This window comes from Thermaerobacter sp. PB12/4term (genome assembly GCF_003403315.2).
Taxonomy (GTDB): domain Bacteria; phylum Bacillota; class Sulfobacillia; order Thermaerobacterales; family Thermaerobacteraceae; genus Thermaerobacter.
Genome location: NZ_CP048407.1, coordinates 1,625,803 through 1,650,151 on the forward strand (window position 1 = coordinate 1,625,803; position 24,349 = coordinate 1,650,151).

The 24,349-nt window shown below is 73.6% G+C and carries 24 protein-coding genes; 11 read left to right on the forward strand and 13 right to left on the reverse strand.

The annotated features are described in order from the left end of the window. Together DYI95_RS06745 and DYI95_RS06750 are read right to left on the reverse strand one after the other, a co-directional pair. Positions 1 to 699, reverse strand: a complete 699-nt coding sequence (locus DYI95_RS06745; protein ID WP_116900523.1) for a response regulator transcription factor — start codon at positions 697 to 699, stop codon at positions 1 to 3. Positions 700 to 995: 296 nt separating this feature from the next. Next, positions 996 to 1,580: a sulfite oxidase-like oxidoreductase gene (locus DYI95_RS06750; RefSeq protein WP_116900522.1), complete on the reverse strand. Its 585-nt coding sequence runs from the start codon at positions 1,578 to 1,580 to the stop codon at positions 996 to 998. Positions 1,581 to 1,743: 163 nt separating this feature from the next. Here DYI95_RS06750 and DYI95_RS06755 point away from each other — a divergent pair, with 163 nt between their 5' ends. Next, a complete protein-coding gene (locus DYI95_RS06755) occupies positions 1,744 to 2,532 on the forward strand; it encodes a CBS domain-containing protein (RefSeq protein WP_116900521.1) in 789 nt (262 codons plus the stop codon). Positions 2,533 to 2,840: 308 nt separating this feature from the next. Here the strand turns inward: DYI95_RS06755 and DYI95_RS06760 are convergent, their stop codons facing one another. The 4 genes from DYI95_RS06760 to DYI95_RS06775 all read right to left on the reverse strand — a co-directional run bounded on the left by DYI95_RS06760 (position 2,841) and on the right by DYI95_RS06775 (position 7,397). Then, positions 2,841 to 3,146, reverse strand: coding sequence for a hypothetical protein (locus tag DYI95_RS06760; RefSeq protein ID WP_116900520.1), 306 nt, complete (start codon positions 3,144 to 3,146; stop codon positions 2,841 to 2,843). Between the two features lie 50 nt (positions 3,147 to 3,196). Further along, a complete protein-coding gene (locus DYI95_RS06765; RefSeq protein WP_116900519.1) occupies positions 3,197 to 5,065 on the reverse strand; it encodes an AarF/ABC1/UbiB kinase family protein in 1,869 nt (622 codons plus the stop codon). 37 nt (positions 5,066 to 5,102) lie between these two features. Continuing rightward, complete coding sequence (locus tag DYI95_RS06770) at positions 5,103 to 6,005, reverse strand: adenine nucleotide alpha hydrolase (protein ID WP_116900518.1); 903 nt, start codon at positions 6,003 to 6,005, stop codon at positions 5,103 to 5,105. A 93-nt stretch (positions 6,006 to 6,098) separates the two neighbouring features. Further along, positions 6,099 to 7,397 (reverse strand): M20 family metallopeptidase, encoded by a 1,299-nt coding sequence (locus DYI95_RS06775; RefSeq protein ID WP_116900517.1) that lies wholly within the window; start codon positions 7,395 to 7,397, stop codon positions 6,099 to 6,101. Positions 7,398 to 7,582: 185 nt separating this feature from the next. Between DYI95_RS06775 and bshA the strand changes: the two genes are divergently transcribed. The 4 genes from bshA (at position 7,583) to DYI95_RS06795 (ending at position 11,660) form a co-directional block, all read left to right on the forward strand. Further along, positions 7,583 to 8,776, forward strand: a complete 1,194-nt coding sequence (bshA, locus tag DYI95_RS06780; RefSeq protein ID WP_116900516.1) for an N-acetyl-alpha-D-glucosaminyl L-malate synthase BshA — start codon at positions 7,583 to 7,585, stop codon at positions 8,774 to 8,776. Between the two features lie 31 nt (positions 8,777 to 8,807). Then, a complete protein-coding gene (locus DYI95_RS06785; RefSeq protein ID WP_006903783.1) occupies positions 8,808 to 9,170 on the forward strand; it encodes a S1 RNA-binding domain-containing protein in 363 nt (120 codons plus the stop codon). A gap of 254 nt (positions 9,171 to 9,424) precedes the next feature. Further along, on the forward strand, positions 9,425 to 11,041 hold the full coding sequence (locus tag DYI95_RS06790) for an oligosaccharide flippase family protein (protein WP_116900515.1): 1,617 nt from the start codon (positions 9,425 to 9,427) through the stop codon (positions 11,039 to 11,041). Positions 11,042 to 11,234: 193 nt separating this feature from the next. Beyond that, positions 11,235 to 11,660 carry a methylglyoxal synthase gene (locus DYI95_RS06795; protein WP_116900514.1) on the forward strand — a complete coding sequence of 142 codons (426 nt, stop codon included), beginning with the start codon at positions 11,235 to 11,237 and terminating at the stop codon, positions 11,658 to 11,660. 268 nt (positions 11,661 to 11,928) lie between these two features. On the opposite strand, the gene DYI95_RS06800 is transcribed toward DYI95_RS06795, so the two are convergent. Continuing rightward, positions 11,929 to 12,189, reverse strand: coding sequence for an alpha/beta-type small acid-soluble spore protein (locus tag DYI95_RS06800; protein WP_006903780.1), 261 nt, complete (start codon positions 12,187 to 12,189; stop codon positions 11,929 to 11,931). A gap of 339 nt (positions 12,190 to 12,528) precedes the next feature. Here DYI95_RS06800 and DYI95_RS06805 point away from each other — a divergent pair, with 339 nt between their 5' ends. The 3 genes from DYI95_RS06805 to DYI95_RS06815 all read left to right on the forward strand — a co-directional run bounded on the left by DYI95_RS06805 (position 12,529) and on the right by DYI95_RS06815 (position 16,260). After that, on the forward strand, positions 12,529 to 14,304 hold the full coding sequence (locus DYI95_RS06805; RefSeq protein WP_116900513.1) for a 2-oxoacid:acceptor oxidoreductase subunit alpha: 1,776 nt from the start codon (positions 12,529 to 12,531) through the stop codon (positions 14,302 to 14,304). Between the two features lie 3 nt (positions 14,305 to 14,307). Next, a complete protein-coding gene (locus tag DYI95_RS06810; RefSeq protein WP_116900512.1) occupies positions 14,308 to 15,186 on the forward strand; it encodes a 2-oxoacid:ferredoxin oxidoreductase subunit beta in 879 nt (292 codons plus the stop codon). A 501-nt stretch (positions 15,187 to 15,687) separates the two neighbouring features. Further along, the gene (locus DYI95_RS06815; RefSeq protein WP_116900511.1) at positions 15,688 to 16,260 is read left to right on the forward strand and encodes a DinB family protein; all 573 of its coding nucleotides are present in this window, start codon (positions 15,688 to 15,690) and stop codon (positions 16,258 to 16,260) included. 66 nt (positions 16,261 to 16,326) lie between these two features. On the opposite strand, the gene yjjX is transcribed toward DYI95_RS06815, so the two are convergent. The 5 genes from yjjX to DYI95_RS06840 form a co-directional block, all read right to left on the reverse strand. Continuing rightward, the gene (gene yjjX, locus DYI95_RS06820; RefSeq protein ID WP_243149665.1) at positions 16,327 to 16,884 is read right to left on the reverse strand and encodes an inosine/xanthosine triphosphatase; all 558 of its coding nucleotides are present in this window, start codon (positions 16,882 to 16,884) and stop codon (positions 16,327 to 16,329) included. A gap of 66 nt (positions 16,885 to 16,950) precedes the next feature. Then, positions 16,951 to 17,769, reverse strand: coding sequence for a response regulator transcription factor (locus DYI95_RS06825; protein WP_116900510.1), 819 nt, complete (start codon positions 17,767 to 17,769; stop codon positions 16,951 to 16,953). Beyond that, complete coding sequence (locus DYI95_RS06830; protein WP_116900585.1) at positions 17,762 to 18,994, reverse strand: ATP-binding protein; 1,233 nt, start codon at positions 18,992 to 18,994, stop codon at positions 17,762 to 17,764. The genes DYI95_RS06825 and DYI95_RS06830 overlap by 8 nt, the downstream gene beginning before the upstream one ends. Positions 18,995 to 19,349: 355 nt before the next feature. After that, a complete protein-coding gene (locus tag DYI95_RS06835) occupies positions 19,350 to 19,676 on the reverse strand; it encodes an AzlD domain-containing protein (RefSeq protein WP_116900509.1) in 327 nt (108 codons plus the stop codon). Then, on the reverse strand, positions 19,643 to 20,311 hold the full coding sequence (locus DYI95_RS06840) for an AzlC family ABC transporter permease (RefSeq protein ID WP_243149666.1): 669 nt from the start codon (positions 20,309 to 20,311) through the stop codon (positions 19,643 to 19,645). Before DYI95_RS06840 ends, DYI95_RS06835 begins: the two co-directional genes overlap by 34 nt. Before the next feature lie 451 nt (positions 20,312 to 20,762). Here DYI95_RS06840 and DYI95_RS06845 point away from each other — a divergent pair, with 451 nt between their 5' ends. The 3 genes from DYI95_RS06845 to DYI95_RS06855 all read left to right on the forward strand — a co-directional run bounded on the left by DYI95_RS06845 (position 20,763) and on the right by DYI95_RS06855 (position 23,751). Further along, positions 20,763 to 21,554 carry an NUDIX hydrolase gene (locus tag DYI95_RS06845; protein ID WP_116900507.1) on the forward strand — a complete coding sequence of 264 codons (792 nt, stop codon included), beginning with the start codon at positions 20,763 to 20,765 and terminating at the stop codon, positions 21,552 to 21,554. Between the two features lie 2 nt (positions 21,555 to 21,556). Next, positions 21,557 to 22,936: a M20/M25/M40 family metallo-hydrolase gene (locus DYI95_RS06850; RefSeq protein WP_203530776.1), complete on the forward strand. Its 1,380-nt coding sequence runs from the start codon at positions 21,557 to 21,559 to the stop codon at positions 22,934 to 22,936. Positions 22,937 to 23,040: 104 nt separating this feature from the next. Next, positions 23,041 to 23,751, forward strand: coding sequence for a hypothetical protein (locus DYI95_RS06855; protein WP_116900505.1), 711 nt, complete (start codon positions 23,041 to 23,043; stop codon positions 23,749 to 23,751). Here DYI95_RS06855 and DYI95_RS06860 read toward each other — a convergent pair. Further along, positions 23,748 to 24,299: a hypothetical protein gene (locus DYI95_RS06860; RefSeq protein WP_116900504.1), complete on the reverse strand. Its 552-nt coding sequence runs from the start codon at positions 24,297 to 24,299 to the stop codon at positions 23,748 to 23,750. The genes DYI95_RS06855 and DYI95_RS06860 overlap by 4 nt on opposite strands. Between the last annotated feature and the right edge of the window lie 50 nt (positions 24,300 to 24,349).

Here is a 24,349-nt window from a genome sequence, read left to right on the forward strand (position 1 = left end):
TCAGCTCGCCTCGCCCTCGGGGTCGAACCGGTACCCCACGCTCCACACCGTCTTGAGATAGCGCGGGTGCTGGGGATCGGGCTCGATCTTCCGCCGCAGCCGCTGCACGTGGACGTCCACGGTGCGGGTATCGCCGGCATAGGAGAAGTCCCAGACCCGCTCCAGCAGCTGCTGGCGGGTGAAGACCCGGTGGGGGTGGGTGACGAACAGGGCCAGAAGGTCGAATTCCTTGGGGGTGCAGGCCACCTCCCGGCCGCCCACCCAGAGCCGCCGGGCGGCCAGGTCGACGGCGCACCGGCCGAACCGCACGGTCACCGGCGCCGGCTCCCTGGTGGCCCGGGCCCGGCGCAGTACGGCCCGGACCCGGGCCACCAACTCGCGGGGACTGAAGGGCTTGGTTACGTAATCGTCCGCGCCCAGTTCCAGGCCCAGCACCCGGTCCGTCTCGTCGGCCCGGGCGGTCAGGCAGACCACCGGAGTCCCGGCCTCCACCAGCTCCCGGCACAGGTCAAGGCCGCTGCCGTCGGGCAGCATCAGGTCCAGGACGACCAGCGCCGGCGCTTCGCCCCGCAGGGCGGCGCGGGCTCCCGCCAGGCTGGCCGCTTCCCGCACGGCGAACCCTTCCCGCTCCAGGTAGAGCCGGCAGACCTCCCGGATCCCCGGCTCGTCGTCCACCACCAGGATGCGCTCCCCCGGCACGCCCCGGCCCTCCCCGCCCTGCCGCCGTTGCAGCGGCCGTTGGTTTCAGGTTCCGCTCTGCCGTCCCCGGCTCCCCTGCCGCCGTCCTCCGCCCCGACCTGGGCCCCCGGCCTTGCACCCGGTGCCCGCCCCCCGGCGGCGCCGCCGGTCGGCGGCGAGGCGGGGGGCTCCGGGGCGCCCCAGGGGCTGCCGGCCGGGGAAGCCGGCACCGGCGCGGCCGCGCCGGCAGCCTCAGCCGGCAAGCCGGGCAGGCGGTGCTTCATCCTCAGCAGCCGGTGCCTCGTCCTTACTCGTCCTTAAAAGAAGCCGTACCGCTGCTCCTTCCAGGGGTCGGCCTCGTTGTGGTAGCCGCGTTCCTCCCAGTAGCCCGGCCGGTCCTCGGGGAGCAGTTCGAAGCCCCGCACCCACTTGGCGCTCTTCCAGAAGTACCGGTGGGGCACCAGGAGCCGCACCGGGTAGCCGTGTTCCGGCGCCAGGGGCCGGCCGTCGAACTCGAAGGCCAGAAGCACGTCGTCGCGGTACAGGTCGGCCAGGGGCAGGTTGGTGGTGTAGTCCGGGTCGGCGTGGACCAGGACGAACCGGGCCTCCGGCTTGACCCCGGCTTCCTCCAGTACCCGGGCCGCCGGGACGCCGCGCCAGCGGGTGCCCAGCTTGCTCCAGCGGGTCACGCAGTGGATGTCCACCACCACCTCGCGGGCAGGGAGGCGGCGGAACTCGTCCCAGGTCAGGGTGACGGGCCGCTCCACTTCACCGAAGACGTGAATACTCCAGTCGCTCAGGTCGTCCCGGTAGCGGGGCACCTCGCCCGTGTGAAGGACCGGAAACTTCTCGGTCACCACCTGGCCGGGCGGCACCCGGTCCCGTACGCTGGTTTCGGCCAACGCCTTCACCTCCGCTGCCTAGTCTCTCCAGACCGCCGGAGCCCGCCCCGCCGCAGGCGCCCCTGCCGGAGCCGGTTCCGCCAAGGCCGGGGGGTGCGCCAGGGCCCCGGACCGCAGGGGCCCGGCGGGGAACAATCAACCTGGCCGAAGGAGGTCGACGCCCATGCCCAGTACCCTCTGGCAGGCAGGTCGCATCGCCCGCCCCGCCCTTTATGCCCGGCCCCAGGACCCCGTGGGCCGGGTGCTGGCGGCGCTGCAGCAGGCCGGCTTCAGCCGGGCGCCCGTATGGGACGGCCGGCAGGTCACCGGGGCCCTGACCGCCCGCACCTGGCAGCGCCTGCTGGCGGAAGAACTCGATCCGGACCGGGTGACGGCCGCCCAGGTGCAGGAGCCGCCCCTGCCCCAGGTGACGCCCGCCGCCGGCCTGCTGGAGGTGCTGGACGGGCTCGCCCGCGCCCCCGCCGTGGTGGTGGCCGCCCCCGGCCGGCAACCCGGGATCATCACCTACGTCGACGTGGTCCGCGACGCGGCGCCCTACCTCTGGCTGCGGGAGCTGGAGCAGGTCCTGCGGGTCCTCCTGTACCGCCTCGAAGCCTCGGGTCCCCGGGGCGGCTGGCTCGCTCTGCTGCCGCCCGCCCAGGCCCGGCGGATCGAGGAGTACTGCCGCCGGGACGGCGGGTCGGACCCGCTGGATTACGTCGACCTCTACGACCTGCGCCAGCTGGTGGAAGCCGGTTGGGACCGGTGGTTCCGGTCCTGGCTGAGTCCCCTGGACCTGGGCGCGGCCCTGGACCTGCTCGACCGGCTGCGCCATGCCCGCAACGACGTGGCCCACATGCGGGACCTCTCTCCCGGCCAGCGCCAGGAGCTGGAGCAGGCCGTGCGCCGGCTCCGGGAGCCGGTGCGCCGGCGCCTGCTGGACGAACCGCCCACCCGGCCCGACCGGCGCTGAAGCCCGGCCGCTCCGGCGGCGGCCGGCGGCCCGGCGCCATGGCGGAGCCCGGCCGGAACGTCCCGCCCCCGCCGCCAGCCATTGGGCGGCGCGCCGCCGCCAGGACCGCAGCGGGCGCCATGCCGCACCCGGCGGGACCGTGGCGGGGCACGCGCTGCAGCCGGCAGCCCTGCGCCCGGTGCCTGCCACTACCGCCAGGCCTGCTGTCGCGGCGCCATGCTGCCGCCTGCTGGACCGGCGCCCCGCCCCCGCACCGGAGCCGGCGCCCCGGTGTCCGGGATCCCGGCGCCGCCGGGAGGCTGCGGGGTCTATCCCCCGGCGGGGTCCGGCCCGCCCGCCCGGCCCGGGCCCCTTTCTCCCCGGCGATCCCGCTGGCGATGCCGCTCCAGCTGCCGGCGAAGGAAGAGATAGGCCAGCCACAACACCGTGGCGTCATCCAGCCAGGAGGCGGGCGGCAGGCCCGGCAGCAGGTCCGCCGGCCAGAACAGGTACAGGGCCGCCAGCAGCACCGCCAGGCGCGAGGCGGTGCCCGCCTGGGGGTTCTTCAGCAGCCGGATGATCTCCACCCATTCCCGCCAGCCCGGCCGGGGGCGGGTGCCACGCCACCGCTGCACGGATCCACGGCTCCTTCCGGCTGGCCCGGGGGCCGCCCCGGTGCTGCGGCTCAAAGCCGCCCCGACCGCACGATGGCCCACAGCAGCGCCGCCGTGGCCAGGGCCAGCACCGCCACCCCCACCTCGAGGAAGGGGAAGCGCAGCACCGGCTCGCTGCGGCCCAGCAAGGCGCCCGCCACCACCAGCGCCGCCATCAAGATGGTAAAGGAAAGCAGGAGCACGCTGAAGGCCAGGCGGTTGACCAGCCGGCTCAGCCCCTGGTGGAACTCCTCCCGTTCCACCACCTCCACCTTGAAGACCGGGCGCCCCGCCCGGGCCTGCACCAGCAGGGCATGCAGCTGGGCGGGAAGGTCCAGCAGGGGCTCGGCCCGTTCTTCCCAGCGGTCCAGCCAGCGGCGGCCCACCTCGGCCGGTGAGAGGTAATGGCGCAGCAGGCGCCGCCCCAGGGGCCGCGCCAGGTCGAGCACCGCCAGGTCGGGATCGATGGCCCGTACCACCCCTTGCAAGGCCAGCAGGGTCTTGCCCACCAGGGCCAGATCGGCCGGAACCCGGATGCGGTAACGGCGCAGCAGGTCGAAGAAAACCGGCAGGATCTCCCCCAGGTCGAGCCGGCTCAGGGGAACGTCCAGGTACCGGTCGAGGAGCAGCTCCAGGTCCCGGCGCAGCAGGCGCCGGTCCGTACCCGGGGGAATCACGGCCAGGCCTTCCACCGCCTGCAGCAGCCCGCCCGCGTCGCCCCGCCAGAGGGCGATCACCATGGCGACCAGTCGCCGGCGGGTGATGCGGTCCAGCTGCCCGGTGATACCGAAATCCACCAGACCCACCCTGCCCCCGGGGAGCACCAGGATGTTGCCCGGGTGCGGGTCGGCGTGGAAGAACCCGGCCCGGAAGAGGGGGTCCAGCACCGCATCAACCAGGGTGCGGGCCAGGCGACGGGCCCCGGCGGGCTCCAGCCGCCCCGCCTCCGCCAGGCGGACGCCCTCCAGCCGTTCCAGGGTGAGGACCCGCGGCGTGGTGTACTCCCAGATCACCTGGGGAACCTGGATTCCCGGCCGGCTGGCCAGAAGCCGCGCCAGTCGCTGCGCGTTCCGCGCCTCCCGGACGAAATCCAGCTCGGCCCTCAGGCTGGCGGCCAGCTCCGCGGCGATGTCGCGGAAGGGGTAGAAGGCCGCCCAGGGGCTGTAGCGCTCGGCCAGTTCGGCCAGATCCATGAGCAGGGCCAGATCGGCTTCGACGGTGCGGCGGATCCCGGGCCGCTGGACCTTGACCACCACCGCCCGGCCGTCGGGCAGTTGGGCGGCGTGGACCTGGCCGATGGAGGCAGCGGCCAGGGGGCGCGGGTTGAAACGGCGAAACAGCTGGTGCAGAGGACGGCCCAGCTCCTGCTCGATCTGGGCGGCGGCCTCCTCGAAGGGAAAGGGCGGCACCCGGTCCTGCAGCCGCTCCAGCTCCCGCAGCACGTCGGGAGGCAAGAGGTCGGGGCGCGTGCTCAGCAGCTGCCCCAGCTTGACAAAGGTCGGTCCCAGCTCTTCCAGGGCCTGGCGCAGGTGAACGCCAAATCTGCGGCCTCCCTCTGCGGCCGCGGCCGCCCCTGCCGCGGCCGCGGCCGGAACCGTCCCGTCGCCGGCGGTTCCGGCCCCCGGCGCCCCCTGGGTGACGGATTCCCCTGCCCCTGGCCCGCCCCGCCCCCCCGGCCCCCCGGCCGGCGAGGCGGCCGCCCCTGCCGGCGGCACCGCCGCCGTGCCGTCGCGCCGGAGGCGCCACCGGCGCCGCAGCCAGGGCCAGCGGTCCCGCCGTCCCTGGCGGGGCAGGCCGGCCTGTTCCACCAGCACCGTCAGGCCGTGGCGGGCCAGGACGGCCGCAATCTCCCGGTACCGCCGCAGGTTGCGCAACCGCTGGTAACGGCTGGTCGCCGCCATCCCTCCGCCTCCTCGCCGGCCCCTGGGGCGGGGCGGGTCAAAGCGCCCTCCCCGGCGACCCGTCAGGTTCCCCTGGCGCCGCCGGCAGCAGATCCAGGTACCAGAAGCCGCCGCGCTCCACCCGCTCTCCGGGACGGAAGGCCACCGGCTCCCGAAAGGCGGGCCCGTCATAGACAAAGGTGTGGAACTCGCCCCGCTCGCCGCAAGGGTCCACGGTGGCCGGCAGCTCCGCGAGGAACCGGGCGTCATAGGGCCGGCCCAACCACCGGGGCCCCAGGTCGGGACCCGACGCCACCACCACCGCGCGGATCCCCGACGCCACCACCTCGCCCGCCAGTTCCCGGGTGTCTTTCCCCCACAGGGGAAACAGGGCGGTCATGCCCGCCCGGGCCAGTTGCCCTTCCCGGTAGGCGCGGATGTCGGCCAGGAAGAGGTCGCCGAAGGCGACGGCGCGGACACCCCGGCCTGCCAGCCGGGCAAGGGCGCGGGCCATCCGTTCTTCGTAGTCGGCGTTGGAACAGGGGTCGGGCAGGGGTACCCACCACAGGGGCAGGCCCAGGGCCCGGGCCTGGGCCTCCACCAGCGCCCGGCGGACCCCATGGATGCTGATCCGCCCCGTGACCTCGTTGCTGGTGGCCAGCAGGCCCACCACCCGGACCTGCGGGTCGGCGGCCAGGCGGGCCAGGGCCAGGGCCGAGTCCTTGCCACCGCTCCAGCTCAGGACCACGGGACGAACCGGCCCGGGTGCCGGTGGCGCCGCGGCGGCCCGCGCACCCACCGGCCCCGGCCGGGCGCCCCGCCAGCCGGGCCCCGCCCCCTTCGGGGCGTGGCCGGTCCCTCGGGCCTCCGCTCCGGCCACGGCCCGGGCGGCGCCATGCCTGGCCGCCGCCCGCAGCCCGGCACCGCCTGCCGCCTGGACACCTCCGGACGGCCTGTCCATCCTCACCCTCCCCCGTTTCATTGCAGGCATGGCCGGTCTGGCCCCCACGGGGCGCTTGGCGGCTCGGGGAGTGCCGGGCACCGGCCTGCCCCCTCACGCCGGCGATCCGGCGACGCCGAGCCACCCGGCAAAGGCCGCCGCATAGAAAAGGGCGCCCTGGGCCAGTTCGTCCACGGTGATGAACTCGCCGGGGGCATGGGCCAGATCGGGCCGGCCTGGTCCCGCGATCACCGTGGGAATGCCCGCGGCCACCAGGTAACGCATGTCCGTTACCGCCACCGTCCCGGCTTCGGGCAGGTCCTGGCCCGTGACCGCCTGCCCCGCGGCCCGGACGAGCTCCACGATGGCTGCATCCGCGGGAGTTTCGGCCGGCTCGGCCCATTGCCAGCGGGTGATGGTCGCCGTCACACCGGGATGGCGGGCCAGCACCTCGGCCACCACGGCCTCCACCTCCTGGCGCACCGACCCAGCGGTCTCCCCCGGCACCGCTCGCCGGTCGATCACCAGCTCGCAGCGCTCGGGGACCCGGTTGGGACTGTCGCCGCCGCGGATGCGGCCCACGCTGGCCGTGGGTGGGCCGAGCAGGGGGTGGAAGGCGTCCCAGACCCGCTCCTCCAGGGCCAGCACCAGCCGGGCAGCCGCTGCCACCGCGCTGGCCCCCAGGTGGGGCACGGCGGCATGGGCGGGCCGCCCGTGCAGGCGCAGGTGGATCCAGGCCGCCCCCCGCTGGGCCCGGACCAGGTGCAGGCGCGTCGGCTCGCCCACGATGGCGCCGTCGGCCCGCAGCAGCCCGCGCCGGGCCAGCCAGCCCGCGCCATGACGCCCCATGGTCTCCTCGTCGGCCACCAGCGCCAGCACCAGCTGGCCGCGCCGGGGGCCGCCCAGGCGGGCGATGGCTGCAGCCGCCGCCAGGGCAGCCGCCACCGGCCCCTTCATGTCCACCGCCCCGCGCCCGTAGATCCGGTCGCCGTCCAGAACCCCGGCGAAGGGAGGATGAGGCCAGGCGGCCGGGTCCCCCGCCTCGACCACGTCCAGGTGCCCGCACCAGAGCAGGGTGGGTCCGGGCTCGGCGCCCTGGCGGCGGGCGATCAGGCTGGTCCGCCCGGGACGGGGCTCGTAGGTTGCCACGTCAAAGCCGTGGCGCTCCAGCCAGGGGACGGCCACGGCCGCCGCCTGGGCCTCGCCACCCGGCGGGTTGACGGTCCGGGCGCGGATCAGCGCCTGGGCCAGCGGGACCAGCTCCTGCCGGGGAAGGGCCCCTTCCAGCCTTGGCAGGAGGGCCCGGATGGCGGCCGGGGCGGCGGCCCGCGGCGGCGCGGCGGTCCGGGCCGGGGTGGCCGCCGGAGCCGGCCCGCCGGAGGATGCCGGTTCGTCCCGCGGTGGTTCTTGCACCGTGCTCTCCCTCCCTTCGCCGCTGTCACGGGCGGCCCTTTCCGCCCCGCCGGGGCGACGGCAACGGTTGTTCGCAGGCCGCCTGCTGGTACAATGGCGGCGGAAACCCGCAACTCCCCCCACGGAGGGCCGGTCCCCGCACCGGGGTTCCTGCGGGCCAGGGTCAGGTCGGGAGGTGGGCGGCGTTGGCCCCCGGAGCGGCACGCTCCCTGCGCATCGGTATCAGCTGCTATCCCTCCTCCGGGGGCAGCGGCGTGGTGGCCACCGAACTGGGCCACCAGCTGGCCGCCCGGGGCCACCAGGTCCACTTCATCAGCCACGACGTGCCCTTCCGCCTGGACCTGACCCGGCCGGGGATCCACTTCCACCCCGTGGAGGTCCCCTCCTACCCGCTCTTCACCTACCCGCCCTACGACCTGGCCCTGGCCAGCCAGATGGCCGCGGTGGCCGAGGAACGGCGGCTGGACCTGCTCCACGTCCATTACGCCATTCCCCACGCCACCGCCGCTTACCTGGCGCGAGCCATGCTGGCCCCCCGGCGGCGCCTGCGGGTGGTGACGACCCTTCACGGCACCGACATTACCCTGCTGGGCACCCACCCGTCCTTCCAGCGGATCGTGGAGTTCAGCATCAACCAGTCCGACGCGGTGACGGTGGTATCCCACCACCTGCGGGAGGCCACCCTGGCCGCCTTCCGGGTGGAACGGGAGCTGGAGGTCATCCCCAACTTCGTGGATCCGGCCGTCTTCCATCCCCGGCGGCGCGGCGATCCGGCCCTGCGCCGCGGCCTGGCCGAGCCAGGGGAGCGGGTGCTGGTGCACATCTCCAACTTCCGCCCGGCCAAGGATGCCCCGGCGGTCATCGCGGTCTTCGCCCGGGTGTGCCGGGAGGTGCCGGCCCGCCTGCTGCTCATCGGCCACGGTCCCGACGTGGACCGCTGTGCCCACATGGCCCGGCGGCTGGGAATCGCAGACCGGGTGCGCTTTCTCGGCGAGCACACCGACGTGGCCCGCCTGCTGGCGGCCGCGGACCTCTTCCTGCTGCCGTCGCGCCAGGAGGCCTTCGGCCTTGCCGCCCTGGAGGCCATGGCGTGCGGCGTACCGGTCGTCGCCGCCCGCACCGGGGGCCTGCCCGAGGTGGTCGAACACGGCCGCACGGGCTACCTGCTGCCGCCCGGGGACGTGGAGGGCATGGCCCGCCGCGCCCTGGAACTGCTGCAGGATCCCGCCCGCCACGCGGCCTTCTCCCGCGCCGGCGCCCGGTCCGCCCACCGCCGTTTCGCGGCAGAGACCGTGATCCCGCGCTACGAAGCCCTTTACCGGCGCCTGCTGGGCGAGGATGGCCCCTCCCCTTCAGTTCCGCGCCCGGATGTGAGATAATAGGTCCATCCTGGCATCTAGGAGGCGCGGCATGGCGGAAGCATATTCGGTCGGGGACATCGTCGAGGGCACGGTGGACGGGATCACCGGCTTCGGCGCCTTTGTCAAGCTGCCCGATGGGCGGACCGGGCTGGTCCACATCTCGGAAGTCGCCCACGGGTGGGTTGAAAACGTCAGCGACCACCTTTCGGTGGGCGATACGGTGAAGGTCAAGATCCTGCGCATCGACGAGGCCAACAACAAGATCGCCCTGTCCATCAAGGCGACCCAGCCGGCGCCGGCTGACGGCGGCCGCCGGCCCCGGCGCGACAACCGCGACTTCGAGCGCAAGCTGGCCGACTTCCTGAAGCAGTCGGAGAAGAAGTTGCGCGACGCCCGGCTGGAGCGCTGGTAAGCCCGAGCGCCGGTCAGCGGGCGGCAGGCAGGCGACCGCCCCCGCAGGTAGCAAGACGTATTCCGTGAACGGCCACCTGTTGCGGAGCGGCTACCTGTCGCTCCCGTAACCCATGGTTCCATCACCCGCACCCGGACCGCCGGTTCGACCACCGGCGGTCTTGGTTTTCCGGCGGGCCTGGCCGGCCCGTCCTCGTGGGTTGAGCCCGTCCCCGGCGGCATAGGCATGGTGGCGTAAGAGGGGACGGGATCGGCATGGGGGGCATCCTGCGCTCCACCCTGTGGCTCACGGCGGGCAACCTGGCCAACCGGATCCTGGGCCTGCTTTACCGGCTCCTCTTGGGCCGGCTTCTCGATCCTGCTCGCCTGGGCCTGTTCCAGCTGGCCATGTCGCTGTACTTTTCCCTGCTGACCCCGGTGGTGGCCGGTTTGCCCGACGCCGTCGCCCGGGTGACGGCGCGCAGCGCCGGGCATCCGGCCCTTCCCCGGGTGATCACCCGCACCGCGGTCCTGGCGGTGGCCGGCGTGGCCCTGCCTGCCGCCTGGCTGCTGCTCACGGGCTGGACGCCGCCCGGCCCGGGCTGGGCGGAGGCCCGCCAGGCCGTGCCCCTGGTGCTGCTGCTCCCGGCCATCGCCCTGGCGGCGGCCTCGGCCGTGCTGCGAGGCCAGTTCCTCGGCGACGGGCGCTCGGCCTGGATCGTCATCGCCCAGCTGGTGGAACAGGTGGTGCGGGTGGGCGCCCTGGCCCTGGCGGTCCATCCCGGCGCCCGGCTGCCCTGGCCGCCCCTGGTGTTCCTCGTCGGTCTTCTGGTGGCGGGGGAGGCCGTGGGCTTCCTGTCCACCTGGCTCGCTTACCGGACCGTCGCGCCGCCACCGGACCGCGGCTCGCCGGCGGGGCCGGGCACGGTGGGGAATCCGCCGTCTCCTGCCGGCGGGCCGGGGACCGGGACGGCGGCTATCCGGCCGGCGGGCCGGTCCGGGCACGGCAGCGATCCGGCCCCCAGCCTGGGGGAAGTGCTGGCGCTGGCGGGCCCGGCCACGGTGGAGCGAATCCTGCTGTCTGCGGCACGGCTGCTGGAGGCCACCCTGATTCCCACCCGCCTGGTCCAGACCGGCCTGACGGTCACCCAGGCCCTGGCCGTGTACGGCGAACTGGGCGGGCTGGCCGCGCCCCTGCTCCTGCTGCCCACGGTCTTCAGCGGCGCCCTGGCCGCGGCCATCGTGCCGGCGGTGGCCCAGGCGGAACACGATCCCCGCAGGCTCCGGGACCAGGTACGGCGCGTGGTGGCGGTGGCGCTGCACCTGGGTGTGCTGGCCGCCGTGCTGTTTGCCCGGGAGGGAACCGCCCTGGCCGCCCTGCTCTTCCCCGGCACCGCCGGCGGCGACTACCCGGGAGCCGGGCGCCTGATCCACTGGGTCGCTCCGGCGGCGCTGCTGCTGTACGCCGACCAGGTGGCGGCGGCGGTGATGCGCGGCCTGGGCCGCCCCCTGGAACCCATGGTGGTCGACCTGGCCTCGGCGGGAGTGCGGATCGCCGTCATCGCCTGGGGCATCCGGCCGGGGATGCCGCCCGACGCGGCCGTGCGCGTGGTTTGCCTTTCCCTGGTCGCCGACGTGGTGGTGGCCGGCGGTGGCAACCTGGCCTGCGCCCTCTGGCGGACGGGCACGGCCCCGGACCTGGTGGGCTGGGTCGTCCTGCCGGCTTGCGCCGGGCTGGCCGCCCTGGGGATTCTGGACGGCCTGGCTCCCCTGCTGGGTTCCGGGCTGGCAGGCCGGCTGCTGAGCTGGAGCGCTGCCGGCGCGGCGGTGGCCGCTATCGCCTGGGTCGCCGCCGCGCCGCCCCGGCCACCCCGGACGGCGCTGCCGTCGTAAGCGCCCGCCGGAGGGAGGGTACGGGAGGTATGAAGGCACCCCTGGCCAGGACCGGGGGCACGGGACCCGGGGAGCGCGGCCGCCTCCTCCCGGCTCGCAGGGGCCCTGGAAGCGCGGCCGTCCCGCCGGCCCGCCGGCGCCTGGCCACGAGCCGGCCCGGCAGGGCATAATGGCAGCGGGGAGGCGGTTTCGCTTGAGGGTGGCACTCATTGCCCACGACAAGAAGAAGCCGGATCTGTTGCGGTTCGTCCAGCGATACCGCGAGGTGCTGGCCCGCCACCAGCTGGTGGCCACGGGCACGACGGGCCGCATGGTGGCCGAGGCGACGGGCCTGCCGGTGCATTGCTACCTCTCCGGGCCCCTGGGGGGCGACCAGCAAATCGGCAGCGAGATCGCCGCGGGCCGGATCGACGTGGTCTTCTTCCTGCGCGATCCGCTGACGGCCCATCCCCACGAGCCCGATGTCAGCGCCCTGCTGCGCCTGTGTGACGTCCACAACCTACCCATCGCCACCAACCTGGGCACCGCCGAGGCCGTGATGGCCCACCTGGCGCGCCAGGGCGCGAACGCGGCCGAAGCTTCCGGCGACGGGTCGGGGACGCCGCCCGCCCGGGGGTAGAACGGGGCCGCAGCCATCCTCGTCTTCTTCGACCTGCGCACTGGCGCAGTTGCGCTGGCGCGAGCCGCGAACCGGCGCGGGGGGTTGGCTAGAGCTCCTGCGGGGCGAGGTGATCCCGGCGCGGGCAGGATCCGGCGCGAAGGATCCGGCGCAACAGGAAGGAGGCGGGGACCTGAGCCCCCGCCTCATCGGGGTGTCCTTGGGCCGAGCCGGGAGCCGGTTCGTCCCGCGCTGATGCGGGCCCGTCACCCGACATGCTCATGCCCGCTTACCGGGTCTGCTGGCCGGGGATCTGCTGACTCACCGGCGGCAGCGTGCCCTGCTGCGCCAGCTGCTGCTCCGCCAGCGCGATCATGCGCCGCACCATGTGACCGCCCACGGCACCGGTCAGGCGGGTGGGCATGTCACCCCAGTAACCGTCCTGCGGGACCTGGATCCCCAGCTCCTGCGCCACCTCATACTTGAAGCGGTCCAGCGCCTGCTCCGCACCGCGGAAAAGGGCGCGGTTCCGCTGCTGACCCTGGGCCATTGTCGCACCTCCTTTTGCGGCTTCTTGAGGGCCGTCGTTGCCCGAGGCAGTCATAGCATGAGGACGGCCTTCCCCCTTCATGCTGCCAAGCTCAGGCTTCTTCACCGGCATCCGGTTCCGGCCGCCTCAAGAGCCGGCACGCGGCAAGGTGCGCGGGCGATCCGGCCCCCGACGCGCCACGCCGTCGGCGACGTTATGGAATGGAATGGCAGACATGCAGGAAACGTTGCGTTCCCCTGCAAAGTTGCATGGGCGGTTGCGGAGCGGTCGTAGTACAATGACGGTGCGGCAAAGAACGGATGGCGGCTTCCGCCGAATCCTTCTAAGGAGGCAGCGTCCGTGAGCAATGAGCTCACCTGGGTGGTAGGCGGCCAGCAGGGCGAGGGGATCGATACGACGGGTGAGATCCTGGCGTCGGCGCTGAACCGCCTCGGCTATTATATCTACGGTTATCGGACCTTCGGGTCCCGGATCAAAGGCGGGCATACGAACTACCGGATCCGCATCGCGCAGCGGCCGGTCTACGGCATTGCACCCCAGATCGACGTCCTCATCGCGTTCGATCAGGACAGCATCAACCGCCTCGCCGGCGAGATGGCCCCGGGAGGCGTCGTTGTTTTTAACGGCAAGGGCGGCCGGGGCAAGCTGCCGCCCGGTGTGGAAGGCGTCCGGCTGATCGAGGTCCCCATGGTCGACCTGGCCCGCGAGCTGGGGAACCCGATCATGAAGAACATGGTCGGCGTCGGCGTCTCCGCCGCGCTCCTGGGCCTGGCCCCCGAAGACATCGAGCCCATCATCGACGAGCGCTTCGCCGGGAAGGGCGGCAAGCTGGTGGAGGCCAACAAGACCGCCCTGCGCCGGGGTTATGATGCGGCCCTGCAAGCCCTGGGCGAGGCGGACGGCCACCTCCACCTGGCCCCGGCCGACGGCCGGCGCCGCTACCTGATGACCGGCGACGAGGCGGCGGCCTTCGGCGCGCTGGTGGCGGGCTGCCGTCTGGTGGCGGCCTATCCCATCACTCCGGCCTCGGAGATCATGCACTGGCTGGTCAAGAAGCTGCCCCAGTACGGCGGCGTGGTCGTCCAGTCCGAGGACGAGATCGCTGCCATCAGCACCGTCATCGGTGCCGGTTACGCCGGCGTGCGCGCCCTGACGTCCACCTCGGGCCCGGGCTTCTCCCTGATGCAGGAGGCCCTGGGCTACGCGGGGATGATCGAGGCGCCATGCGTCATCGTCAACGTGCAGCGCGCCGGTCCCAGCACGGGCATGCCCACCAAGCACGAGCAGTCCGACCTGTTCGAGATGGTGATGGGTTCCCACGGCGACCTGCCGCGCATCGTCCTGGCGCCGGTGACCATCGAAGACTGCTTCTACGGCGCCGTGGACGCCTTCAACCTGGCGGACCGCTACCAGACGCCGGTGATCCTGGCCCTGGACCTGGCCCTGGGCCTGGCGAAGCAGACGGTGGAAGGCATCGACTTCGAGAGGGTGCGCATCGACCGCGGCGCCGTGGCGCTGCCCGACGACCTGAACTGGGAAGGCGGCGACTTCAAGCGCTACCGGTTCACGGACACCGGGATCTCGCCCCGCTCCCTGCCGGGCATGCCGGGCGGCCTGCATCTGGCCACGGGCCTGGAGCACGACGAAACGGGCCACATCACCGAGGACCGCGGCAACCGCGTCCGCATGATGCAGAAGCGGCTGCGCAAGTTCACCCAGGTGGACGGGGTGGAGGCGGTGCGCTACGAGGGCCCCGAGCAGCCCGAGGTGCTGCTGGTCGGCTGGGGAGCCAGCTACGGCGCCCTGCGGGAGGCCCGGGAGATCCTGACGGAGCGCGGCGTTGCCACGGGCCACGCCCACATCCGGCTGCTGGCCCCCTTCCCCGCGGGGCCGGTGGCCGAACTGCTTGGCCGCGCCAGGCACGTGATCGTGGCCGAGAACAACGCCCAGGGCCAGCTGGCGGCCCTGATGCGCCAGCACATTGACAGCGCTGACAAGGCGCGCCTGCGGACCCTGAACAAGTACGACGGGACCCTGTTCCTGCCGGCGGAGATCGTGGAGCCGGTGCTGGCCGCGGTGTCGCCCATGGCGGCGTCGGCCAAGGAGGTTGGATGAGGCATGGCGACGGTCATCCGCACGCCCAAGGACTACCGGACGAACGCGGCGCCCTGGTGGTGCCCCGGCTGCGGCGACTTCGGCGTGCTGCGCGCGCTGCAGGAGGCGGCCGCCAAGCTCAACCTGGCGCCGGAGAACGTGGTCCTGGTGGCCGGCATCGGCTGCTCGGGCAAGATCGGAGACTATTTCCGGTCGTACAGCGTCCACACCGTCCACGGCCGCACCATGCCCGTGGCGATGGGCATCAAGCTGGCCAACCGGGACCTCACGGTGATCGCCGCGGGCGGTGACGGCGACGGCTACGGCATCGGCCTGAACCACTTCATCCACGCGGTGCGCCGGAACATCGACATCACCTACATCGTCATGGACAACCACATCTACGGGCTGACCAAGGGCCAGTTCTCGCCCACCAGCGCCCAGGGCTTCAAGACCACCTCGTCGCCCGCGGGCACGGCGGACCGGCCCATCAAGCCCCTGCAGCTGGCCCTCTCTGCCGGGGTCACCTATCTGGCCCAGGCCTTCTCGTCCCATCCCGACCACATGGCCGAGATCATCGCCGAGGCCATCCAGCACAAGGGCTTCTCGCTGGTGAACTGCATCAGCCCGTGCGTGACCTACAACAAGGTCAACACCTACGACTTCTACAAGGAGCGCCTGGTCAACCTGGACGAGGATCCGGACTACGACCCGCGCAACTACGACCTGGCCGTGGAGACGGTGCGCAAGTACGACGAGCTGGTCATCGGCCGGATCTACATCGACGACAGCCAGCCCTCGTACCAGGACCTTCTGCCGGGCTACGCGGAAGAGCCCCTGGTCAAGGCCCGGCTGGAATACGAGCCCGAGCACTGGCAGGCGATCCTCAAGGAGTTCGCCTGACCCGGGCGCCCCGGGCCCCTGCCCGCCGCGCTGACCGGCTGCCGCCGCCCGCCGGTCAGCGCGGCGGCAGCGACAGCGTGACGCTCCTGCAGGCCCCCGGAAGCACCCGGCCGCGGCACGGCCGGGTGCTTCCGGGGGCGCGTTCTTGGCGGGGCCTCCTGGCTCCGCCAACCCCGGCCCGCCCGGGACCGTAGAGGTGCCGGGAAAGCCACGGGGCAGCCGTTCCCGGGAGGGCCGTGTAGGCGCCTTGCTGACCCGCGGGCTCCGCCGTCAGGCGCCGCCTGGGCCGGCGCGCCCGGATGCCGCCGCCCGCTGGCCCGGCGCCACCGCTCACCGGCTTCCACCGGCCGCTGGCGGGCCGGGCCGCGCATGGACGCCGCTGCTTGGGTACAATACGAACAAACCTTACCAGGGACGGGTGCCGCGGAAGCCGTGCCGCCCTACCCTGGGGCTCCGGCCGCGGGCGGCGGCCGGCCCGGCGGCCAGTGGGAGGTGCCCGCCATGCCGGTGCACACCCTGGAGGATCTGCAAAGCTACCTGGACCACGCCCGGCGCAAGGTGCTGCGCCTGGCCGTGCAGGTGCCGCGACCCCTGTGGCACCAGCGCCCGGCCCCCGATCGCTGGTCGCTGCTGGACAACCTGGAGCACCTGGTGTTGACCGAGCGGTTTTGCGGGGATCTTCTGGAGCGCATGCTGGAGAGGGCCCGGCGCGAGGGCCGGATGAGCCGCGGCCTGCCCGTCCAGTGGGTCGATGCCCGCCCCGTCATGCTGGACGCCGAGGGCAAGACCTACAGCGCGCCCGTGTGGGCGGAGCCCCGGGGCCGCTGGCACGACGAGGAGGTGGCGGAGGAGCTGGCGGCCGGCCGCCGGCGCCTCGAAGCCATTCTCCATGACCTGCCGCGGTACGACGTGGAGCGGGTGATCGAGCCGCACCCTCTCTACGGCTGGCCCTTCAACGCCGCCCAGTGGATCCACTTCGTGGGCTTGCACGAGAACGTCCACGCCCGCCAGCTGGAACGCATCGCCCGCCACTGGGTCCAGCAGGGTGCCATGGACCCCTTCCTCAACGCCTAGGCTCCGATGGCATCAACCCATGGGCAGGCATCAGCCCACGGGCATGGATCGGATCCGGCGCCGGCATCACCCGGCCGGGGATGAGAACCAGTCCCACTGGGGCGTGAGCCAGGGCGCCAGGGCCCCGGCCACGGCCATTTGCCAGAGCTGGGTGCGGTCGACCAGCCCCCGGGTGAACAGGCCCACGGCTCCGGGGCCGCGCCCGATGCCGGCCACGCCGCCTAGCCGCTCCAGCAACGGGCCCAGTTCCTCCCCGTGGAGAACAGCCCGCACCACCACCGGCGGCAGGGGCATCCGCAGGCTCCAGGCCACGCTTTCCCGGCCCTTCCGGTCGCGGGCGCAGCAGGCGCTGAGGAGGAACCCGGCCGGATCGACCCCACCCTCCAAGCCGATCCCCAGATCCGCCGCCCCGCCCGCAGACTCCAGGGCCAGGCGGGCCCGCTGCCGCGCTCCCGCCTCCGTCTGGGCGGCTCCCAGCGGCTGGACCGGCACCCCGCTGGGCACCTGGTGGCCCGTCACCTCCACGCCCGGCCAGGCGGCCGTGATCACCCGACGCACGGCCTCCACCTTGGTGGGGTTGGTAGAACCCACGGCCACCCGGCGTGGCACCAGCGGCTCGTCCACCTCCAGCCCCCCGTCCCCGGAGCCTCCGCCCTCCGCCGGTTTCGGCTGCCCGCCGCCCCGGTCCCGTCAGTCGTCCAGGGAGATCAGGCCGTGGCGGATGGCGTACTTGGTGAGTTCCACGGCGTCATGCAGGTCCAGCTTCTCCATGATGTTGGAGCGGTGGGCCTGGACCGTCTTGATGCTGATGAACAGGCGGTCGGCGATCTCCTGGTTGGTCAGCCCCTGGGCGATCAGGGTCAGCACCTCGGTCTCCCGCTCCGTGAGGCCGTCCACCCGGCGGGGCACCCCCTCGCCGGCCCCCTCCCCCTTCTGGCGCCGGGCGGCGCCGCTCACCACCTTGGCCGCCACATCGGGGTGCAGGATGGTGTGTCCCTGCACCACCGCCCGCAGAGCCGACACCAGTTCGGTGGCCGCCGAGCGCTTGAGCACGTAGCCCGCCGCCCCCGCTTCCAGGATGGGGAAGATGTACTCCTCGTTGTCGTGCATGGAGAGGATCAGAACGCGGGTTTCGGGGCGCTGCTTGAGGATCGCCTGGGTCGCCTCGATGCCGTTCATCCCCGGCATGCCGATGTCCAGCAACACCACGTCGGGCTGCAGCCGCCGGGCCAGTTCCACCGCCTCGCGGCCGTCGGCCGCCTCCCCCACCACGGCGATGTCGGGGTGGGCCTCCAGCAGGGTGCGAATTCCGTCCCGCAGGATGGCATGGTCGTCGGCGACCAGCACCCGGATGGGTCGCTGGACCTCGTTGCCCGCGCCAGCCTCCTGGCCCCCCGGCTCCCGGCCGCCTGCCCCGCCAGCTACGGCCGGCCCCCCTGCCGGGTCCGTCCGGCGGCCCCCGGCGTCGCCCGCGCCGCCGGGGGCGGTCCGTCCTGCGAACTCAGACATGGCCCATGGCCGCCTCCTCCCGGGCATCTTCCCCGCCGCCACCGCCGGCGACGGTCACGGGTGCCGCCGGCCCCGCGAGGGAACCCGGTGCTCCGGGTGCATCCGGCGCTCCGGCAGGGCGCGTCCCGGCCCCCTCCCCGGGGGCCGCGGCTTCCCCGGCCGGGCGGCCCGGCGGGCCTTCCAGGGGTATCCAGACCCGCAGCCGGGTGCCCTGTCCCGGCCGGGAATGCAGTTCGATCCGGCCGCCCACCAGGGCGGCCCGCTCCCGCATGCCGAAGAGCCCCAGGCCACGTCCCGGATCGGGACCCGCGCCGGGAATCATCTGGCGGGGATTGAACCCGACCCCGTTGTCCCGGATCTCCGCCGACACGCCGCCGGGTTCCCGCCGCAGCATGACCTGGGCCCGGGTCGCGCGGGAATGCTTGAGGATGTTGGTCAGGGCTTCCTGGACGATGCGGAAGAGGGCCGTCTCGATCTCGTCCCGCAGGCGGCCGTTGAAACCGCTGGCGCTGAGTTCGACCTCGATGCCGGCCGGCTCCAGCACGTTCTGGACATACCATCGCACCGCGGGGACCAGCCCCAGGTCGTCCAGGATGGTCGGGCGCAGATCAAAGGTGAGGCGGCGGATCTCCTCCAGCGTGTCGCTGGTCAGCTGGCGGATGAAGGCCAGCTTGCGCTGGACGTCCTCGGGGGCGTCGCCGCCCAGCCGCTCCTTCAGGAGGTCCAGGTGGATGAGCAGGGAGGTCAGCACCTGGCTGGTCTGGTCGTGCAGCTCGCGGGCGATGCGCTTGCGCTCCTCTTCAAGTGCCCGCAGCACCTGGGAGGCCGTGGCCCGGCGGTAGTCGTCCAGCCGGTCCAGCATCTCGTTGAAGATGGCACCCATGGCCGCCACGTCCGGGTCGCCCACGATGGCCGGCGCCCGGGCGTGGAACTGGCCGGCCCGCACGTCGTCCATGATCTCCCGCAGCCGGAACAGGGGCAGGAAGGCCACCCGCAGGATGATCCAGTTGATCCCCAGGCTCACCATCAGCCCGGCGGTGAGGAAAGCCAGGATCACCACGGTCAGCGCCTGGTCCTGCAGCCACCGCTGGACCAGCGGCAGCTGCCGTACATGGGCCGCCAGCGCCGCCGCCCCGATCCCCGTGACCACCAGCAGGACCGCGTTGGCGATCAGGACCTTCTGGAAGATGTTCAAGCGATTGTGGATGGCGTAAATCCAGCGCATCCGCGGAGCCTCGCCCATGGCGGGGGTATGATACGGCCGCACCGCCCGCCCGTCCATCGGACGGGCAGCCGGAAGACGGCGGCGCCGGCTCCACCGGGCAGAGAGCCGACCGGCCGGCGCAACGGCCCTTAGACGACCCGGTGAAGACCCGGCTCCACCCGGTTCGGCACCCGATCCCGCCACCGCCAGCATAAGGCGCGGGGGGCGAGGGCGCAAGGCGCAAGGAACCAGGACCCAAGGCTCGGGACACCAAGCCGCCGCCGGGAAGAGGACGACACCGGGGGACAAGGCCCCCCGCGCGGCGCCCTGGGATGCCCCCGCGGCGGACAGGGACACTCAGGACCGGGACGCTCCCTTATCCCAGCGGCACGCCCCGCAACAACAGGGCGTAGGCCGCCACCCCCACCACCACCGTCCAGGCCATGTTGCGGGTCCACAGCGCGACGATGGCCGCCGGCACCGCCGCGGCCAGCCGGGGACCCAGGCCCCAGGGCGGCTGTCCCCAGGTGGCCGCCAGGTCCGGCGCCACCAGGGCAGCCATGACGGCAATGCCCACGTACCGCAGAGCATCTTCCACCAGCCGGGGCAGGCGCACCCGGCTAAGGCCCACCAGCGGCAGGCAACGGGGCAGGTAGGTGACGATGCCCATCAGGACGAAGGCCGCCACCACCGACTGGCGCACCGGTCCATCACCACCCCCACGGCGCTGCCTGCCACGGCGGCACCCAGGACGCGCCAGTGGGGCCAGCCTGCAGCGCCCAGAGCCAGGGACACGCCGGCCGCCACCAGGGCGACCACTAGGCCCCGGCCCATCCGCCCGCCCAGCTGGAGGGCGATCAGGGCCACAAACATGGCCGGCAGCGCGTAATCCAGCCCCCAGTCCCCCAGACCGGTCAGGGCGTCGCCGATCCAGGCCCCCAGCCAGGAGGCGCCGCACCAGGAGGCATAGGCGGCCACCTCCAGACCCAGCAGGTACGGCCAGGGCCGGGCAACGCCCTCCAGCGTCGCCTGGGCCACGGCGAACACCTCATCGGTCAAGCCGAAGGCCGCCACCGCCAGGCGGCCCCAGCGCCTCTCGGCCAGGCGCGGGGCCAGGGCGGCGCCGAACAGGACGTGGCGCAGGTTGATCAGGAAGGTGGTGGCCACCAGGGTGGCCGTGGCCGCGCCCGCTGCCATCATCCCCGCGGCGGCGAACTGGGCCGAACCCGCGAAGACCAGCACGGACATGGCCAGCGCCTCGAGGGGCGTCAGGCCCGCCTGGACGGCGACCACCCCGTAGGCCAGCCCGATGGGAAGGTAGCCGGCGACGATGGGCATGCCCGCCACCAGCCCGCGGGCGAAGGCCCCCCGCTCGCCGGAACCAGCCCATGCCGGGGCAGGAAGGATCCTGTTCATATTCTTTAAGGGGTACCACGTGCCCGGCCGGGCTCCTGCCGGCACCGGCGGGCGTCGAGGCGGGCGGGCACGGGAGCGGAACGCCGGCGGGAAGAGACGCGGGTGCGGCAGTCACGGCCATGGCGCCGGCTGACGCTGCCGGGGTGGGCATGGTGGTCCCAGGGCGGGCCCGCCCGGCCCGGCGGTGGCTAGACCGGGCCCTGCAGCGGCCATGGCGGCGGCCACCGAGAGGATCCGCCGAGGCTCGGGCGGCCGGGGGGAGGGCCGGCTCGCTGGGGACGGGTGCTATACTGGGGATAGCGGATAGGGCTGGCAGCCCCGCCGGAGCCGGCCAGAACCCCCATGGGAGACCGCCGGAGAGGAGTCCCGGGCCTTGTTCGACCCCGATTTCCCCGCAGAGGAGCTGGCCGCCGTGGAGGCCCGCCTGGGCCGGCCCCATTGCCTGCAGTGGACCGGCGAGGTGGGTCCCGAGGAGCTGGCACTGGTCCGGGCCAGCACCCGGCGCGGGCGTCACCATGACCTGACCTTCTTCGTCTTTGACCCCGCGGGACGGGTCGCCACCATCCGCAAGCCCTCTTTCCCCCCTGGCATCTACCGGGCGCCCAGCGGCGGTGCGCGGCCCGGCGAGCCGCTGTTGGAAGGCCTGCGGCGGGAGGCATGGGAGGAAACGGGGCTTGACATCGAACCCACGCGCTACCTGTTGCGCATCCATGCCCGGTTCACCTGCGGGGACCAGTGGGAGGACTGGGTAAGCCACGTCTTCGCGGCCCGCACCACGTCATCCCGGCTGGACCCCCACGACCCCGGGGAGATCGCCGAGGCGCGCTTCGTCACCCTGGAGGAACTGGCAGGGCCCATCCGCCAGCGGATGCTGGCCACCGGGCGAGGTCTCTTCCGCTATCGCGTCGCCCTGACCGATGCCGCCCTGGCCGCCCTGGCCGGAGAACCCACACCCTGGGGAGCCGGTTCGTCCCGTACCGCTCCGCAAGTTCCTTCCCCCTGGGTCGCTGCCTCCCGGGGCGGCATGGTCCCCTGCGGCCCGGACGGCGCGCCGGACGGGCCCGCCATCCGGGCGAACATCCCTCCCGGAACCCGTGGCGGGCCGGGCACCGGTCCGGGGGCTGCAGGGCCGGAAGGACGGGGGGAGCGTGACGGGCGCCCGTGAGCATGCCGCCGCCGACTCCCGCCCGCTCCGCCGGGGAAGCCGCCGCGGCCGCGGCGGCCGGCCAGCTGGTTCGGCAGGTCCTGCAGGATGCCGTCTGGCGCCACTCCTGGTCCTATCTCAGACGCCAGCTGGACCGCTATGTGGAGGAGATCGTCCGGATCACCCAGATCCCCGCTCCGACCTTTGCGGAAGAACCCCGCGCCCGCTACGTGGCGGCCCGCCTGGAAGGGCTGGGGCTGGCGGTCCGGCGGGACGAGGCGGGCAACGTGTGGGCGCCCTGGCCCGCACTCCGGCCGGACCCGGCACCGCGGGACCCCGCGGGGCGCGGCAGCGCAACCGGCAACGGCGCTGGGGACGGTGCCGGATCCCCGGCCCCGGTGGTGATCTCGGCCCACCTGGACACCGTCTTCCCGCCGGAGACCCCCCTGACCGTGCGCCGCCAGGGCCGGCGGCTATACGGGCCGGGAATCGGCGACAACTCGGCTTCGGTGGCGTGCCTGCTGCTGCTGGCCGAAGCCCTGGCCCACGCCGGCTTCGCGCCGCCCGTGCCGGTGGTCTGGCTGTTCAACACCGGGGAAGAAGGCCTGGGCAACCTGCGGGGGATGCGCGCCTTCCTGGACGGCTGCCCCGTCCCCCCGGCGGCCATGCTGGTGCTGGACGGGGGCCTGGGCATGCTGTGCTACCGGGGCATCGGCAGCCGGCGGCTGCGGGCCACCTTCACCGGCCCCGGCGGGCACAGCTGGAAGGACTTCGGCCAGCCCAGCGCCATCGTCGCCGCGGGCCGCGCCCTGGCCCGGCTGGCAAGCCTGCCGGTGCCCTCCGACCCCCGTACTACCTGGAACGCCGGCCGCATCAGCGGCGGCACGTCGGTCAACACCATCGCCTCCACCTGCCAGCTGGAGCTGGACCTGCGGTCGGAAGACGCCACCGCCCTGGCGCGCCTGGAACAGGCCGTGCGCCAGGTGCTGGCAGAGGCCGCCGGGGAAGAGGGAGTGGATGTGGACGTGGCGGTGGTCGGCGACCGGCCCCAGGGCGCCCTGGCGGCCGATCACCCCCTGGTGGCCCTGGTGCGGGAAGCCATGCGCACGTGCGGCGTCCCCGCCCACGACCTGCCGGCCAGCACCGACGCCAACCTGCCCCTGAGCCGCGGCATCCCTGCCGTGACCTTCGGCATCCGCCACGGGGACGGCGCCCACACCCTGGACGAGTACATCGATCGGTCCGGCCTGGACCGTGGCCTCCGGCTGGCGCTGCTGGCCCTGCTGGCCACCGTGGACTGGGCGCGGGCCGGCGGCGGGAGGGCAGCGGAGGCAGCGGCGGGCCCTTCCAGCGCGGCCTCTCCGGGACCCGCGGCATCGCAACCCTCCGGGCGGGAACAATAGGGCCGGACAAGGCGGCGGGCGGCCCGGCGCGCCAGGCGCCGGCAGCCTGCCCCAGCGGTGCACCGCCCTGCAAGGCGGTCCGCCGCCCGGAGGAGGCCCCCACGGTGACACGGTTTCTGCTCCAACCGGTGCCTTATGTCGTGCTCGGCATTCTGGGACTGGTAGCCCTGGCCGGCATGGTGGCGGGGGTCACCGCCATCGTCACCGGCCGCAGCAGCCTGTTCCGCCTGCGCAGCCATGCGGCGGGCTGGTTGACGGCGGCCGTCTCCCTGGCCGTGCTCTCCCTGGCGGTATGGGTCGGCTGGGAGCCTCACAGCGCCGGCCGGGCGGCGGTGTTCACCAAGCCGCGGTGGAACGAGGGCCCCCTGCTGAGCGCCGACCTCCAGGCGGCGGTGACCCCGTCCAACCGGGGCGAAAACCGCAAGGTCTTCGTCCAGCAAGGGCCCGAGGATCATCGCCGATCCCAGGCGGCCAGCACCACGCTGCTGGTCACCCTGCGGGCCGACCGGGCGACCTCCCGCGAGGCGCTGAAGGCCGCCATCCTTGAGGATTGCCGTCGGATCATGGACGTGGTCTTCGGCCGGCCGGAGTACGAGAAGTGGCAGGCCGTGTCGGTGGGAGCCACGTACCCCACCACCCGCGCCGGCGAGCAGATGGTGGCGGCGGTGACCCTCACCCGGGAGGAGTACCGGCAAGCCACCCGTGACGGCCGCCTGGACCCCCAGGAACTGGCCGAGATCGGTACGGTCACGTGGCTCCCGCCCCTGGCGCCGGGCGACACCCGGGGGGTCGGCGAGTTGCGCCTGGGCCGTTAAGCGCCCGATCCCCGGAGGAGATAGCGGGCGATGAGCTCCTCGAACTGCCGCTGGGTCTCCTCGATCACCTCCAGGCGGCGACCCGCGTAGTGGGGGCCTTCCATGGCCTTGACCTCGATGTTGCTCAGGATCACCGCCTCCAGGTCCCGCAGGAAGTCCGCCACCACCTCCGGCTCCACGGGTCCCCACTCGCCGGCGTCCAGTCGCTGCAGGAACTGCTCAAGATCGACGCCCTCCATGGATACCTCGTAATAAAGGTCCATCAGGGCCTCCGGATCGCTGAGGCCGGCGGCCGGTCCCGTGCCGCCTGGACCGGCCGGCGGCGCCGCGGCCGCGCCGGCGCCCTGGCCGGCATGGCCGCTGCCGGAGGAACCGGTCTGGCCCGCACCGGTCCCGGCGGGCCCGGCCGCCCCCGGGTCCCCGGCCTGCGGCCGCCCTTCGCCCCGGGGCGCCTCCTTCCCTGCGGGTTTCGCCTGCCCTGCGCCGGCTCCGGCGGCGCTTCCCCCTGCCCGCCCTGGCTCCGGCCGGTTCCGCTCCAGATCGTCCACGGTCTCGCCTCCTGGGTTGCTGGGATTGCTGCCGGCGCCGCCTCCATTAC

Bases quoted from the DNA above. Each gene is read 5' to 3' on its own strand.
- DYI95_RS06825 (WP_116900510.1), bottom strand. From the start codon at position 17,769: ATGTCTGAGTTCGCAGGACGGACCGCCCCCGGCGGCGCGGGCGACGCC.
- DYI95_RS06800 (WP_006903780.1), bottom strand. From the start codon at position 12,189: ATGGCCCAGGGTCAGCAGCGGAACCGCGCCCTTTTCCGCGGTGCGGAG.
- DYI95_RS06755 (WP_116900521.1), top strand. From the start codon at position 1,744: ATGCCCAGTACCCTCTGGCAGGCAGGTCGCATCGCCCGCCCCGCCCTT.
- DYI95_RS06850 (WP_203530776.1), top strand. From the start codon at position 21,557: ATGCCGCCGCCGACTCCCGCCCGCTCCGCCGGGGAAGCCGCCGCGGCC.
- DYI95_RS06810 (WP_116900512.1), top strand. From the start codon at position 14,308: ATGGCGACGGTCATCCGCACGCCCAAGGACTACCGGACGAACGCGGCG.
- DYI95_RS06765 (WP_116900519.1), bottom strand. From the start codon at position 5,065: ATGGCGGCGACCAGCCGTTACCAGCGGTTGCGCAACCTGCGGCGGTAC.
- DYI95_RS06815 (WP_116900511.1), top strand. From the start codon at position 15,688: ATGCCGGTGCACACCCTGGAGGATCTGCAAAGCTACCTGGACCACGCC.
- DYI95_RS06790 (WP_116900515.1), top strand. From the start codon at position 9,425: ATGGGGGGCATCCTGCGCTCCACCCTGTGGCTCACGGCGGGCAACCTG.
- DYI95_RS06840 (WP_243149666.1), bottom strand. From the start codon at position 20,311: ATGCCCATCGTCGCCGGCTACCTTCCCATCGGGCTGGCCTACGGGGTG.
- DYI95_RS06770 (WP_116900518.1), bottom strand. From the start codon at position 6,005: ATGGACAGGCCGTCCGGAGGTGTCCAGGCGGCAGGCGGTGCCGGGCTG.
- DYI95_RS06830 (WP_116900585.1), bottom strand. From the start codon at position 18,994: ATGCGCTGGATTTACGCCATCCACAATCGCTTGAACATCTTCCAGAAG.
- DYI95_RS06785 (WP_006903783.1), top strand. From the start codon at position 8,808: ATGGCGGAAGCATATTCGGTCGGGGACATCGTCGAGGGCACGGTGGAC.